The 13,248-nt window shown below is 41.8% G+C and carries 13 protein-coding genes; 8 read left to right on the forward strand and 5 right to left on the reverse strand.

The window, feature by feature from the left end:
• Positions 1-174: 174 nt before the first annotated feature.
• From L1267_RS04525 to coaBC, 5 genes are all read right to left on the reverse strand, one after another.
• The gene (locus L1267_RS04525) at positions 175-1,875 is read right to left on the reverse strand and encodes a sensor domain-containing diguanylate cyclase (protein WP_235382214.1); all 1,701 of its coding nucleotides are present in this window, start codon (positions 1,873-1,875) and stop codon (positions 175-177) included.
• A gap of 128 nt (positions 1,876-2,003) precedes the next feature.
• Positions 2,004-4,217, reverse strand: a complete 2,214-nt coding sequence (gene katG / locus L1267_RS04530; RefSeq protein ID WP_235382215.1) for a catalase/peroxidase HPI — start codon at positions 4,215-4,217, stop codon at positions 2,004-2,006.
• 189 nt (positions 4,218-4,406) lie between these two features.
• The gene (locus tag L1267_RS04535; RefSeq protein WP_235382216.1) at positions 4,407-7,169 is read right to left on the reverse strand and encodes a S9 family peptidase; all 2,763 of its coding nucleotides are present in this window, start codon (positions 7,167-7,169) and stop codon (positions 4,407-4,409) included.
• Between the two features lie 239 nt (positions 7,170-7,408).
• Positions 7,409-7,996, reverse strand: a complete 588-nt coding sequence (gene slmA / locus L1267_RS04540) for a nucleoid occlusion factor SlmA (protein WP_063699831.1) — start codon at positions 7,994-7,996, stop codon at positions 7,409-7,411.
• 112 nt (positions 7,997-8,108) lie between these two features.
• Positions 8,109-9,302, reverse strand: coding sequence for a bifunctional phosphopantothenoylcysteine decarboxylase/phosphopantothenate--cysteine ligase CoaBC (coaBC, locus tag L1267_RS04545; protein WP_135926191.1), 1,194 nt, complete (start codon positions 9,300-9,302; stop codon positions 8,109-8,111).
• Between the two features lie 152 nt (positions 9,303-9,454).
• Between coaBC and radC the strand changes: the two genes are divergently transcribed.
• The 8 genes from radC (at position 9,455) to L1267_RS04585 (ending at position 13,246) form a co-directional block, all read left to right on the forward strand.
• A complete protein-coding gene (radC, locus tag L1267_RS04550; protein WP_138557049.1) occupies positions 9,455-10,129 on the forward strand; it encodes a RadC family protein in 675 nt (224 codons plus the stop codon).
• Positions 10,130-10,402: 273 nt separating this feature from the next.
• Entirely contained in the window at positions 10,403-10,639 is a 237-nt protein-coding gene (gene rpmB / locus L1267_RS04555) for a 50S ribosomal protein L28 (protein ID WP_036973115.1), read from the forward strand.
• 11 nt (positions 10,640-10,650) lie between these two features.
• Positions 10,651-10,806: a 50S ribosomal protein L33 gene (rpmG, locus tag L1267_RS04560; protein WP_022946036.1), complete on the forward strand. Its 156-nt coding sequence runs from the start codon at positions 10,651-10,653 to the stop codon at positions 10,804-10,806.
• 228 nt (positions 10,807-11,034) lie between these two features.
• A complete protein-coding gene (gene rpsF / locus L1267_RS04565) occupies positions 11,035-11,376 on the forward strand; it encodes a 30S ribosomal protein S6 (protein ID WP_135926189.1) in 342 nt (113 codons plus the stop codon).
• Between the two features lie 67 nt (positions 11,377-11,443).
• On the forward strand, positions 11,444-11,746 hold the full coding sequence (gene priB / locus L1267_RS04570) for a primosomal replication protein N (protein WP_235382256.1): 303 nt from the start codon (positions 11,444-11,446) through the stop codon (positions 11,744-11,746).
• A 12-nt stretch (positions 11,747-11,758) separates the two neighbouring features.
• A complete protein-coding gene (gene rpsR / locus L1267_RS04575; RefSeq protein ID WP_002962753.1) occupies positions 11,759-11,986 on the forward strand; it encodes a 30S ribosomal protein S18 in 228 nt (75 codons plus the stop codon).
• A gap of 35 nt (positions 11,987-12,021) precedes the next feature.
• Positions 12,022-12,474: a 50S ribosomal protein L9 gene (gene rplI, locus L1267_RS04580; RefSeq protein WP_135926188.1), complete on the forward strand. Its 453-nt coding sequence runs from the start codon at positions 12,022-12,024 to the stop codon at positions 12,472-12,474.
• Between the two features lie 340 nt (positions 12,475-12,814).
• On the forward strand, positions 12,815-13,246 hold the full coding sequence (locus L1267_RS04585) for a type IV pilin protein (RefSeq protein WP_206769175.1): 432 nt from the start codon (positions 12,815-12,817) through the stop codon (positions 13,244-13,246).
• The last annotated feature ends 2 nt before the right edge of the window (positions 13,247-13,248 follow it).

Below are 13,248 nucleotides of genomic sequence, written 5' to 3' on the forward strand. Positions count from 1 at the left end.
ACCCTTTATGGAGCTAAAATGTAGGATGTCTTATGTCATATTTATTTAAAGTTAGAGTAATATCTAATGGCAGAATAAAGGGGGCTGCATAATGAAAATAGTTATAAGGACTGTCTCGCTAAAAATTGTCGCCATAAATGGCGACCTACATAATACCGCTTACCGATTTTTTCTCTAAGCCGCTACTTCAACACAATTACGGCCATTACTCTTCGCTTTGTACAGTGCTTTGTCGGCAATGGTGAGTGTTTCTTTTATAGTAGTTGCGGCGTGGGCTACGCTGTGAACACCAATGCTTACTGTAAATTTAACTGTTTGTTTATCATCAACATTAATAATGGTTTCTTGTGCTTGTTTGCGAATTCGTTCGGCAACCTGCTTGGCATCTTCAAGGTTACAATTAAGCAGTAATACAAACTCTTCACCGCCGTAGCGACAGGCTATATCCCCTTTGCGCTGCTTTGCTGTAAGTATATTGGCAAACTCAATAATAACTTTGTCACCAATATCGTGCCCATAGGTATCGTTTATATTTTTGAAATGATCGAGATCGGCAATCAGTAAAGATAATGGCTGATTATTTGTGGCTGTTGCTGCAATTAACTCTTCACTTTTTCTATCGAAGTAGCGACGATTAAACAGGCCTGTCATTGGATCTGTGTCGACTAAGCGAGTGAGCTCTTTTTGCTGCGCTTTTACTTTTTCAAGTGTTTTAATTCGGTATGAAAGAATAAATGCCATCATTAAAGCTTCAAGTAAAATGCCTATTCCCACGCCATGACTATTGATCACGTTAGCTTCACTGATCCCTTTGTAATAAAGCACTGCCAACATATTGAAAATGACAAACATAGAGTGACCAAGTAAAAAGTATTTTGCTAGCGGGTTTCCTTTGCGCCATAGAGAAATAGATACTCCAAATGTCACCGTCATCATAAGTGCGGCTAAGCTACTGGCTGGCTTTAATGCGCCAACGATATCGAATAAGCTGTAGATAAAGTCGCCAACAAGCAACAATAATATAATTGAAAGGGCAATATGCTCTTTAGGGTAATGTTTCTTGGTCTCGAAAATGAGCATTACAAAGATCACCAAAAAGCTTGGCATACTGAGTAAGTTTGAGTTTAGTTGGAAAAGCTCTGCACTAAATACACCAAAAAAATTTGCCGCTACACCGTAAGATAACGCCACCCATACGGTGCCTGAAATCAAGTATAGGGCGTATACGATGTTTTCGATTTTTCGGGCCGATAAATACAAGAAAAAGTTATATATCATTAGCGCAAGCATCATTCCAACGAGTAGCGCAATGTAATTACCGTTACCGACTAATGCACGTTTAGAGTGCTCTTCGTCATATATATTAAGAGTAAACCACTGGTGTGAGTAAGTTACAGATTTCACATAAAGGATTTTTTGCTGAGCTGGTGCTAAAGCAAACGAAAAAACGGCACTCCCGCCAAACATATTGGCTTTTACCCCAGATTTATCTAAATAAACATCTGTTTGATTAATGAGTTGCCCATTGTGGGTTTCGTAAAATCCCACCTCTTCTAGATGGTAAGCATCGGGGTTGTGAACAAATAAACGTAAGCTATCGCTATAGTTATTTTTGATGATTATTTTTGACCAGGTCGTTTTTGCGTTAGTACCTAAAGTGAGCTCATTTTTACTGTTAATAAAATTTTCACTTTGTATCTTAGTGAATGGAGTATTGCCTTGCTTATCGATGAAATAGCTCATGTTGAATTGCGTAAGATTAACGCTGCGCTCGTTAATAGAGATTACAGAGTTAGCCTGATCCGCATAGCTGTTTTCTGTCACAATTAAGCATAGTAAATAGAAAACAATGAGCTGTGATAAGCGTGCAATCATCCTTAATGCCTACATCTTGATATTAATAATAAAGTGTTATTTTTAACTTAAAACACAGGATTGTCGAGCGAATTTTATCCAAAATAAAAAAGCCGCTATACTTAGCGGCTTTGTTGGTTGCGAAAATATTAACGCAGGTCGAAACGATCTAGCGTCATTACTTTAGTCCACGCTGCTACGAAGTCATCAACAAACTTCTGTTTAGCATCGTCAGATGCGTACACTTCAGCAATTGAACGTAGCTCTGAATTTGAACCGAAGATTAAATCTACTGGTGTTGCTGTCCACTTAAGTTTGCCTGACTTACGGTCACGGCCTTCGTAAACACCTTCTTCAGAAGACTTAGACCACTTCGTTGACATATCTAGTAGGTTAACGAAGAAATCATTGCTTAATGTGCCTGGTTTTTTCGTGAATACACCGTGTTTAGTTTGGTCAGTATTCGCGTTAAGGGCGCGCATACCACCTAGTAGTGCAGTCATTTCTGGTACTGATAAGCTTAGTAAGTCAGCGCGCTCAACTAACATTTCAGCAGGTGATTTCCATGCTGAGCTGTAGTAGTTACGGAATGCATCTGCTGTTGGCTCAAGTACTTCGAATGATTCAACGTCAGTCATTTCTAATGACGCGTCCATACGACCTGGCTTGAATGGTACTGTGATAGAGAAACCTGCGTCGCTTGCTGCTTTTTCGATTGCAGCCGCACCACCAAGAACAATCATATCTGCAAGTGAAATTTCTTTACCGCCAGATGCTTTTTTGTTGAACTTAGTTTGGATTTTCTCAAGTTTGTTCAGTACTTTAGCTACTTCTTTCGGGTTGTTTACCGGCCAATCTTTTTGCGGAGCAAAACGAATACGTGCACCGTTTGCACCACCACGCATATCTGTGTCGCGGTAGCTTGCTGCTGATGCCCAAGCAACACGCACGAGTTCAGATACAGATAAACCAGAATCTAAGATGCTTGCTTTAAGTGACGCGATATCTTTGCTATCAACAAGTTTGTGATCAACCGCCGGGATGTAATCTTGCCAAATTAATACTTCTTCTGGCACTAAGTCACCTAGGTAACGAGCACGTGGGCCCATATCACGGTGGTTTAGTTTGAACCATGCTTTAGCAAATGCCAGTTCGAACTCTTTCGGATCGTTTAAGAAACGCTCTGAAATCTTACGGAACTCAGGGTCTGCTTTTAACGCGATATCAGTTGTGAACATGATAGGCGCATGACGCTTACCTTTAATGTGTGCATCTGGCACTAGGTTAGATGCTTGACCATTTTCAGGGATCCACTGAGTTGCGCCTGCTGGGCTCTTCGTTTTAACCCACTCAAAGCTGAATAAGTTTTGTAGGTAGTTGATTGACCAACGTGTTGGTGTCACTGTCCATGCGCCTTCAAGACCTGAAGTCACAGTATCTTCTGAGTGACCTTTACCACATTTGTTTTTCCAACCTAAACCTTGCTCTTCGATAGCCGCAGCTGCTGGCTCTTTGTCTAAGCAGGTCGCTTTTTTCGCACCGTGTGCTTTACCAAAGCTGTGACCACCGGCGATTAGCGCAACGATTTCTTCATCGTTCATTGCCATGCTGCCGAATGATAAACGAATGTCTTCTGCTGCTAGCAGTGGATCAGGGTTACCGTGAGGGCCTTCTGGGTTTACATAAATTAAGCCCATCTCAACTGCCGCTAATGGGCCTTTAAGTTTGCCTTTTTTGTCACGACGTTCGTCAGTTAGCATTTTGCCTTCAGGGCCCCAGTATACGTAATCTGGCTCCCAATCGTCTTCACGACCACCGGCATAACCGAAGGTTTTGAAGCCCATTGATTCAAGCGCAACGTTACCTGTTAACGCCATTAAGTCAGCCCAAGAAATGCTGCGACCGTATTTTTGTTTTACAGGCCAAAGTAAGCGACGCGCTTTATCAAGGTTCGCGTTATCAGGCCAGCTGTTTAGTGGGTCGAAACGTTGTTGACCACCGCCTGCGCCACCACGACCATCAAAAGTACGGTACGTACCTGATGCGTGCCACGCCATACGGATGAAGAATGGACCATAGTGACCGTAGTCAGCAGGCCACCAATCTTGAGAATCAGTCAATACTTTCTCAATATCGGCTTTCACTGCGTTTAGGTCTAACTTTAAAAATTCTTTTTTGTAATCAAAGTAAGGACCCATTGGGTTTGATTCTGCGCCATGGGCACGAAGTTGGCTAAGATCTAATTGTTCTGGCCACCAGAATTGGTTTGATTTGATGTCGTTAGTCGCTTGTACGCCTGTTGCTACGAGTAAAGATACTGCAACAGCGACTTTAGACAACGCTGACGTTGATTTTTTAAACATTGTGTAGTCTCCAGTTAGAAGTTGGATGAAATATAGAGTTGTTCTGATTAACTTTCCACTTACAAACTGGGGTTTAAATCGATTGATAAAATCGAAAAAACAGATTGTTTGATTGATTTTATAGAACAAAGCCAGCAAAAATGCTGGCTCTGGGGGAGGTGTGCTTTAAGCTGAAAATCAGCTTGTTGCTTATTCTTCAATAAAAGGGATGCCGTTCTTGATCCAATCAGCAGCTGGCTTGCCTTTTAAGTAATGATCAAAGTATTCCATCATGCGCACCGAGAAATCCACTTGATTAGGGAATTTCTTCAAGTGATGTGGTTCACCTTCGTATTGTAAGAAGGTGGCATCTTTACCTGCGCGACGAAGCGCGAGGTAATATTGAACACCCTCGTGCCATGGCACAGCGTCATCTTTGTCACCAAACATAATCAGGATTGGGGTATTCACTTTGTCGGCAAAGAATACGGGTGAGTTTTCGATGTACAGCTCTGGCGCTTCGAATAAGGTTTTACCAATGCGGCTTTGCCCTGTTTCGTATTGGAATTGACGCGCAAGGCCTGATTTTAAGCGAATACCGCTGTATGCACTGGTCATATTAGATACTGGCGCACCCGATACAACCGCCTTAAACATATCTGTTTGCGTGATCATAAAGGCACTTTGGTAGCCTGCCCATGAGTGACCTTGTAAACCAATTTTGTCTGGATCAGCAATGCCTAAATCAATTAACTTTTGAGTGGCATTGATCATCGTTTGGGTTGACGATTTGCCCGGATGACCAATTTCAAAACGGATATCAGGTAAGAAAATCGCATAGCCATTTGAGGTAAACATCGGGAAGTTAGGGCGATGATTTAATTCCATTTTCGGGAAGTCATACATGCGTTGGCTCATATAGCGGTAGAAGTACACAACCACCGGAACCTTATCGCCTTTTTTGTAGCCCGCTGGCTTGATTAATACGCCTTGTAAATCTTCACCATTAAACCCTTTGTAACTAATGAGCTCAGGTTTTTCACCCCATGCAAAGTTGCTAATTTGTGGGTTTAGGTTGGTAACACGCTGTGGCTTTTTAAAGCTAAAGTCAGTTTGGTAGTAATCAGGGAATTGCTGATATGTTTGCGCAGTAAATAGGTATTTGTCGGCATTTTTTGCCTTTTTCACCACATCATAGCGCTTTTTACCCGATAGTACTTTGCTTACTTTATTGCTTGTTAAGTCAAGCTTGGCAATTTCAGTTTGCTTATCTTGCAGGTTGGTTGCGCTTAGCAATAATGTTTCGTCTTTGGCAAAGCCCACTTGGTCTTTATCAAGTTTAATAACACGATATTGGGTATTGGTTTCTTTACCTTGGGTTAGGCGCGTTGCCTTTTGTGTTGCGACATCAAAAGCCCAAATATCAAATTTGCTGTAAACCAGTACTTGGCTGCTGTCGTTTAACCAGCCTGCAAAACCATAACCCGGTTGAGGTGATGGGTAGTCATGCTTATCATCGGCAAAAATAGCATTAATTGCTTTAGATAAGGTCGAAACCTTGTTGTTACCTAAATCTTTTAGCTGAACTTGGCTGTCTTGGAAAAATGCTGCAAATTGGCCATTTGGCGCAAGGCTTGGTCTAAACGGATAGTCGCTGATGATAGCGGTTTGTTTACCAGTTTTAACATCCACGCTGAAGTAATCTGCGTAAAAACCGCCATACATAACACGTTCTAGGTAAGGTAGGTCTGAGTAACCTAATAGGGCTTCGCGATGAGTATTTAGCGAAACCTCTGGCATGTTTGGTGTGCTAAGCTGCACAACTTGCTGACCATTTACATGATAAACCGCTTGGTAGTGGCGCAGCTTATTGGCTTTGTTCCATTGCTGCTCTTCGCGTGGTTTTATTTCAGCGTCTTTGTTGTGCCAAACGTTTAGGCCTTTTTGGTCGCGAATGGTATCGAAATCATATAAAGAAGCTTCATCTTTGTATTCTTTTGCGGCAACTTTTGCAGCGAGTTTAGGGTGGTTTTCAAAGTATAAACGAGCACCATCTTCAGACCATTTTAGCGATGCTGTTTTGCCAATAGTCCAGCTGCTATCTGCAGAGTGAATGGTTGAAAGCGCCCCGTTTTGTAAAAGCTGTAAGCTGTGGTCACGACGGCGTGTGTCATCATTAACGTAATTACCAATTAACAGCGCTGCGGTATTGCTGTTTGGTTGCCAAGCAATTTTATTTGCCACAACGCCCGGCTCATCAATTAGTACACTCGTTGCAAAGTCATTATTAAGCGCAACTAATACAACTTGGTTGTCGGCACCATTGCTGTAGCTTTGGCTTGCTAATAACTGCTCACCGGTGCTGCTAATCGCATAGCTGAATACATTGTTTAGGGTGTGAGTGGTTTTGTCTTGAAGGTTAACAAGCACTAAATCAAAGCTTTTATCTTTTTTGTCTGGCTTGATTTCGCTGCTGTTTTCGTCTTTTTCTTGGTCGTCTTTTTTATCTGCTTTTTCTGCTTTCTTATCGAGTTGGTAAGCAAGCCATACACCATCATCCGATAACGCGTAGTCTTTTACATCGTTAAACGTTTGTTGCTCACCATTTTTAGTATTCACTAAAACTAGGTTATTTTTTAGTTCATCTTTTTTCTTGGTGGTTTCTTTTTCAAGCAGGGTAGGTACCTGAGTAAAAGCCACCCAGTTTGCTGCTTTATTAATAGTAGGGCGAGTACCGCGCTCAACGCTGGCAAGCAGGGTGTTATTGTTTAATGTATAAACCTGACCTTGTGCATTACCGCGATACGGGTCAGCACTAAAGCTAAGAATTTGGCCATCTTCAGAAAGTTGGGTGCCTTTTGCGTATTTAAAATCAAACACGTCTTTAAATTGCAGAGCTTCTTTCGCACTAACTTGTGCACTACCAAGGCTTGTCACCAAGGCTAAGCTCAAAAGTGATAATTGCGCTTTCATTCATCTTTCTCGTTGTTTTTAAAATGATGCACCCAGTGTAGCGTTTTAAATTAACAATTCGAGTAGATACGATAAGTGGCGTGTTTGGGGAGGTGAGCTGATAGCTGTAAGCTTTAAGCTATCAGCCATAAGCTAAAAAAGAGGTCGGTAGGTTTTGTTAAAAGGGTAGCAGCGGGTTTACCCCGCGTAATTTTAATTTCACCGTTGCGCGATATGAAATCGCGCCTACGGCTAATTTCCTACAACCAAATCTTTTGTAACTCTGGCCATTGTTTTTCAAATTGTGCACTTGGTTTTGCTTTAAAGTCGCTGCGCACGAATTGATTCATCTTACCTTCTACGTAGGCGAGTAAGAAGTTGGCTAGGGTGGTTTCGTCTGATTGAAATGCTTTGCCTTCGCGCAGTTTGCGTTCGCGTAGCACTTGCTTGAACTGAGTTTCTAGCTTTTCAAATAGGCCTTGTACACGCTCACGTAAACGCTCTTGTTCACCTTGCAAGGCATCACCGGTCAAAATGCGGGTAATACCCGGGTTTTTCTCAGCAAAGGCTAATAATAGCAGTAAAATATTGTACACACGTGTTTGGCTTTCTTTCTCATTTTCTAAAATGAGGTTAATGCGTGATAACAGGGTATCTTCAATAAACTCGATTAGGCCCTCAAACATCCGTGCTTTACTCGGAAAATGACGATACAACGCAGCTTCAGACACACCTACCTCAGCCGCTAGTTTTGCAGTTGTGATACGTTGACCTGGGCTGGTTTCTAACATTTGTGCGAGTGCTTGCAGAATCTGCTCTTTGCGATTACTTCTTTTTGTCGCAGGCATGACCATTCCTTTCTTATAATTTATTACTTGCGCTCTTAGGAGTCAGACAAGCCATTTTTTGTGCAAATGAGAGGCTTATGTTAATGTTTTATTCAGTTTCTTTCCAGCATTTTTACAAACGCTTGGCAAGCTCAGTCATCACGCTCATGGCCAAATCTTTTTTACTTCCCATCGCTAAATCTAGCTGCTCATTGTGCCAGAAAAGTGTTAAAGCATTATGATCAGAATTAAAGCCAAGGCCTTCTTTTGATACGTCATTTGCGCAGATCATATCGAGATTTTTGTTCTTTAATTTACCTTGTGCATAGCTTGCAACATCTTGGGTTTCGGCGGCAAAGCCCACGGTATAAGGACGGTTTTTGCTAAGCGCTGCAACGTTTGCGATAACATCTGGGTTTTTAACTAAAGTGAGGGTTAGTTCATCACCTTGTTTTTTCATTTTTTGCTCATGAATTGCTGCTGCACGGTAATCGGCTACTGCTGCACAGCCTATAAAGGCATCTGATTGTACGGCTAGTTGCATTGAGGCGGTGAGTAATTGCTCAGCACTTTCTATAGTAGTAAGCAGGGCATTAGCAGGTGCTTTAATTGTCACTGGGCCAGAAATTAAGTTGACCTTTGCACCTAAAGCAAGTGCAGCCTCGGCAAGGGCATAACCCATTTTGCCAGAGCTGTGATTAGAGATATAACGAACTGGGTCGAGGGCTTCTCGGGTTGGTCCTGCTGTAATAGTAATGGTTTTGCCAGCAAGTAATGGCTCTACTTCAGGTTGTGTACAAAGCGCGACTAACTCGTGAGGCTCTAACATACGGCCTGCGCCTACATCACCACAAGCCTGCTCGCCTTTACCTGGGCCCCAAATAGCCACGCCACGTTCGCGAAGTGTGGCAATATTTGCTTGTGTAGCAGGATGGGCATACATTTGCTGGTTCATGGCAGGTGCTACAGCCACTTTTGCAGGGGTGGCTAATAGAAGTGTTGTCAGTAAATCATCGGCAATACCCATTGCCATTTTCGCTAAAATATTACTGGTTGCAGGGGCAACTAAAATAAGGTCGGCCCATTTAGCAAACTCAATATGGCCCATTGCTGCTTCTGCTGCTGGGTCGAGTAATGAATCAGAAACAATTTCACCGCTTACCGCTTGCATTGTTAAAGGAGTAATAAAGTGTTTTGCCGAGTCGGTCATGACGACTTTAACTTCGCAGCCTTGATCTTTTAAACGGCGGACAAGCTCTGCACATTTATAGGCTGCAATACCACCACTCATACCTAGCAGGATTTTTTTATTTACTGATTTAGTCATTACGTGAAATTTAACTTTTGTCGATATGGGCTAACGATAGCAAATCTTTACCGATAGCATGAAGTTTTCTTTTTCATGACAGGAAAAAACTGGATTTTCTAGGTTTTATAGTACAGTTTAGTCATTGATATAGTTGTTTTAAGGATGAAGCAATGCCATTAACCGATTTACCTCTATCAGCAAGGCCTCGCGAGAAGCTACTTGCTAAAGGTGCTAAAGCACTTTCAGATGCAGAGCTATTAGCAATATTTTTACGCACAGGCGTGCCGGGCATGAATGCTATTGAGCTTGCAGAGCATTTACTCAGTATAAATAGTTCATTGCAAAACTTGTTTAACGCGAGCGAACAAGAATTCTGCGCACAAAAGGGCTTAGGGGCGGCTAAGTATGTTCAGTTGCAAGCGGTACTTGAATTAAGCCGGCGCTATATGCTTGAGCAATGTAAACGCGAGGCACTATTTAATTCGCCACAAGCTGTGTACGACTACTTAACTATTCAGTTGCGTGGTTTGCAGCAAGAAGTATTTATGGTGCTGTATTTAGATAATCAAAATCAATTAATTAAAGACGAAGTACTTTTTTACGGCACTATTAATGCAGCTTCTGTGTACCCACGCGAAGTCGTTAAAGCAGCATTACGTAATAATGCCGCGGCGCTGATTCTTGCCCATAACCATCCAAGTGGAGTAGCTGAGCCAAGTCAGGCTGATAAATTGATCACCACGAAATTGCAGCAAGCGTTAGCCTTAGTTGATATAAATGTGCTGGATCACATCATAGTGGGAGGTGAAAATTGTGTGTCGTTTGCCGAAAGAGGGCTTATATAAAGCTTGTTAGGCTAGAGAGTGTGTTAAAAATGAGCAGTTTAGGGCGATTTTAGAAATTAGTTTAATTTAAATGCAGTTTTTACTTTCCCTAAGGGCATTCGATCTTTATAATTAGCCGCTATCAAATTTACACATGAGCTGATTGGATAAGATCTGTTACTTGATCTTTGCCTGTATAAGCTGTATAAAGAGCGCCCTTCGATTTATCCCGGGGCACAAATACTGGCCTAAGGGAAAATTAAGCTCGAGCGAAGTTATTGGAGATATATAGACATGTCTAAAGTATGTCAAGTTACAGGTAAGCGTCCAGCGGTTGGTAACCACCGTTCACACGCGAGAAACGCGACTAAACGTCGTTTCCTACCTAACCTACAAACTCACCGTTTTTGGGTTGAAAGTGAAAAACGTTTTGTAACACTACGCACTACTACTAAAGGTATGCGTATTATCGATAAAAAAGGCATCGACGCGGTTCTTACAGAAATCCGTGCTCGTGGCGAAAAAGTTTAAGGAACTGAATCATGCGCGATAAGATCCGTTTAGTTTCAACTGCTGGTACTGGTTTTTTCTACACTACCGACAAGAACAAGCGTAACATGCCTGAAAAAATGGAAATCAAAAAATACGATCCTAAAGCTCGTAAACACGTGATTTTCAAAGAAGCTAAAATCAAGTAATTTTAGTTTTCAGAATCTCAAAAACCCAGCCTCGGCTGGGTTTTTTGTTTTTAGCGCTTAGAAAATTTTATTAGAGCACAATAATCTAGCTTGGCTTGCTGTTTTATCTTGCTTAATTATCAATCTAAGCGTAAAATGCGCGCTCATTTCGGCTTATTAAATTTAATTCCTTGCCTTAAACCGACTGGCCGAAACGGTAGAAGGCTCTATTAACCGTAAGGAATATCCATGCGTCATTACGAAATCGTATTCATGGTTCACCCTGATCAGAGTGAGCAAGTAGCTGGTATGATCGAACGTTATACTGGTTCTATCACTGAAGCTGGTGGTACTATCCACCGTCTTGAAGACTGGGGCCGTCGTCAATTGGCTTACCCAATCGACAAGCTTCACAAAGCTCATTATGTTCTTATGAACGTTGAAGCACCTACTGAAGTAATCAGCGAGCTAGAAACTACTTTCCGCTACAACGATGCAGTGCTTCGTAACTTAGTTATGCGTACTAAAGACGCTGTAACTGAAGCATCTCCTCTTGCGAAAGAAGAGAAGAAAGAAGCACCAGCTGCTTAATCGTTTTGAGTTCAAGCATGGCGCTTGCAGTTGAGACAAAAAGATGAGCCAACCGCTTAATCCTTATATGAATCAGCTGACACTATCTGGGGTTGTATGTAAAACCCCAAAATATAGTCAAAGCCCTGCTGGTATACCGCATTGTATTTTTGTTCTTGAACATAAATCGATGCAAGTTGAAGCAGACCTTAACCGTAATAGTTATGTCAGGCTTCAAGTTGTTGCCAGCGGCACGCCATTGCAACAACAGACTCAACAATTGCACGTTGGGCACCAAGTGCAGGTGACGGGGTTTTTAAACCGTCACGAAGGTCGAAGCGGCTTAAGCCAATTGGTCTTGCATGCTCAACATATAGAAAGAATTTTTTGAGGAATTATACTCATGGCACGTTATTTCAGACGTCGTAAGTTCTGCCGCTTTAAAGCGGAAGGCGTACAACAAATCGATTATAAAGATCTAGCTACTCTTAGAAACTATGTTACAGAAAGTGGCAAAATCGTACCTAGCCGTATCACAGGTACTAGCGCTAAATATCAGCGTCAGCTAGCAACTGCTATCAAGCGTGCTCGCTACTTAGCCCTTCTTCCATACACTGACTTACATAAGTAAGCAGCGGATTAACAGTTTTTAAAAGGTGTAGAGACATGCAAGTTATTCTACTAGACAAGATCGCAAACCTAGGTGGCCTAGGTGACCAGGTTGTAGTTAAATCTGGCTTCGCACGTAACTTCCTTTTCCCAAAAGGTAAGGCAGTTCCTGCAACTAAAGCTAACATCGAAACTTTCGAAGCACGTCGTGCTGATTTAGAAGCTAAGATCGCTGAAGATCTAGCTGCTGCTCAAGCTCGCGCTGACAAGTTAGAAGCATTAGCTGAAGTTACACTAGTTTCTAAAGCTGGTGACGAAGGCAAGTTATTCGGTTCTATCGGTACTCGCGACATCGCTGAAGCTATTTCAGCTGTTGGCGTTGAAGTTGCTAAATCAGAAGTTCGTTTACCTCTAGGTACTATCCGTGAGACTGGCGAATTTGACGTAGCAATCGCAGTACACTCAGACGTAACGGCTACTATCAAAGTAATCGTTATCGCTGAAGCTTAATAGCAATATTAAGTAAAAAAGGCCGCGCTTAGGTGCGGCTTTTTTGTGCCTGAAATTTGAGTAATAGCCACTTTCTGAATTAGCCTTAAACACGCTTAATTGTAGCGTTTTGTACCGCTATCAACTCATAGGTTTACGGTAAATGGTATTAGTTTTCACGCTTTAAATACCTAATAGATAATCCTATAATCTTACCTATTTTACAAACAAGCATTCTTTTTTCTTAATTTTATTCTTCTTATTAGTATAATCGGATGAATAAAGGTAAATTGGTTAAAATTGACACTGACAACGCTGTCATTTATATTGTTTTAACAAAAAAGTATTAGAGGTATTAAGATTGTTAAATGCGCTCGTGTTAAGTGGACAAGGTAAGCAACGTGGTTTTACATTAGTTGAATTACTTATTGTTGTAGCAATTATAGGTATTCTCTACAGTGTGGCATTACCCGCTTATACTGAGCATATGCAGCGCAGCCGACGTGCTGATATTCAACAAGAATTACTTCAATATAGTGCAAGTCTTGAGCGTATCTATTCGCGAAATGGTGGATATCCCAATACATTCACAACGCAAGATACTAGCTATTACTCTTTTACTTATACTGCCACCGATAAAGCTGCTGGTGCAGTGAGTGATTTTAAAAACCGTGGCTACAGTTTAAAAGCAACACCTAATACGGGATCTGCACAAGCGGGCGATCGCTGTGGTGAGCTTGTCGTTAACCATGATGGTAGTTACAGCGCGACAGCCAATGATTGTTGGGAGTAACT

Source organism: Pseudoalteromonas sp. OFAV1, from assembly GCF_021532595.1.
GTDB classification, from domain to species: domain Bacteria; phylum Pseudomonadota; class Gammaproteobacteria; order Enterobacterales; family Alteromonadaceae; genus Pseudoalteromonas; species Pseudoalteromonas lipolytica_C.

What these genes read in the sequence shown, in the direction of transcription:
- L1267_RS04525 (WP_235382214.1), bottom strand. Translation starts at nt 1,875, where the DNA reads ATGATTGCACGCTTATCACAGCTCATTGTTTTCTATTTACTATGCTTA.
- katG (WP_235382215.1), bottom strand. Translation starts at nt 4,217, where the DNA reads ATGTTTAAAAAATCAACGTCAGCGTTGTCTAAAGTCGCTGTTGCAGTA.
- L1267_RS04535 (WP_235382216.1), bottom strand. Translation starts at nt 7,169, where the DNA reads ATGAAAGCGCAATTATCACTTTTGAGCTTAGCCTTGGTGACAAGCCTT.
- slmA (WP_063699831.1), bottom strand. Translation starts at nt 7,996, where the DNA reads ATGCCTGCGACAAAAAGAAGTAATCGCAAAGAGCAGATTCTGCAAGCA.
- coaBC (WP_135926191.1), bottom strand. Translation starts at nt 9,302, where the DNA reads ATGACTAAATCAGTAAATAAAAAAATCCTGCTAGGTATGAGTGGTGGT.
- radC (WP_138557049.1), top strand. Translation starts at nt 9,455, where the DNA reads ATGCCATTAACCGATTTACCTCTATCAGCAAGGCCTCGCGAGAAGCTA.
- rpmB (WP_036973115.1), top strand. Translation starts at nt 10,403, where the DNA reads ATGTCTAAAGTATGTCAAGTTACAGGTAAGCGTCCAGCGGTTGGTAAC.
- rpmG (WP_022946036.1), top strand. Translation starts at nt 10,651, where the DNA reads ATGCGCGATAAGATCCGTTTAGTTTCAACTGCTGGTACTGGTTTTTTC.
- rpsF (WP_135926189.1), top strand. Translation starts at nt 11,035, where the DNA reads ATGCGTCATTACGAAATCGTATTCATGGTTCACCCTGATCAGAGTGAG.
- priB (WP_235382256.1), top strand. Translation starts at nt 11,444, where the DNA reads ATGAATCAGCTGACACTATCTGGGGTTGTATGTAAAACCCCAAAATAT.
- rpsR (WP_002962753.1), top strand. Translation starts at nt 11,759, where the DNA reads ATGGCACGTTATTTCAGACGTCGTAAGTTCTGCCGCTTTAAAGCGGAA.
- rplI (WP_135926188.1), top strand. Translation starts at nt 12,022, where the DNA reads ATGCAAGTTATTCTACTAGACAAGATCGCAAACCTAGGTGGCCTAGGT.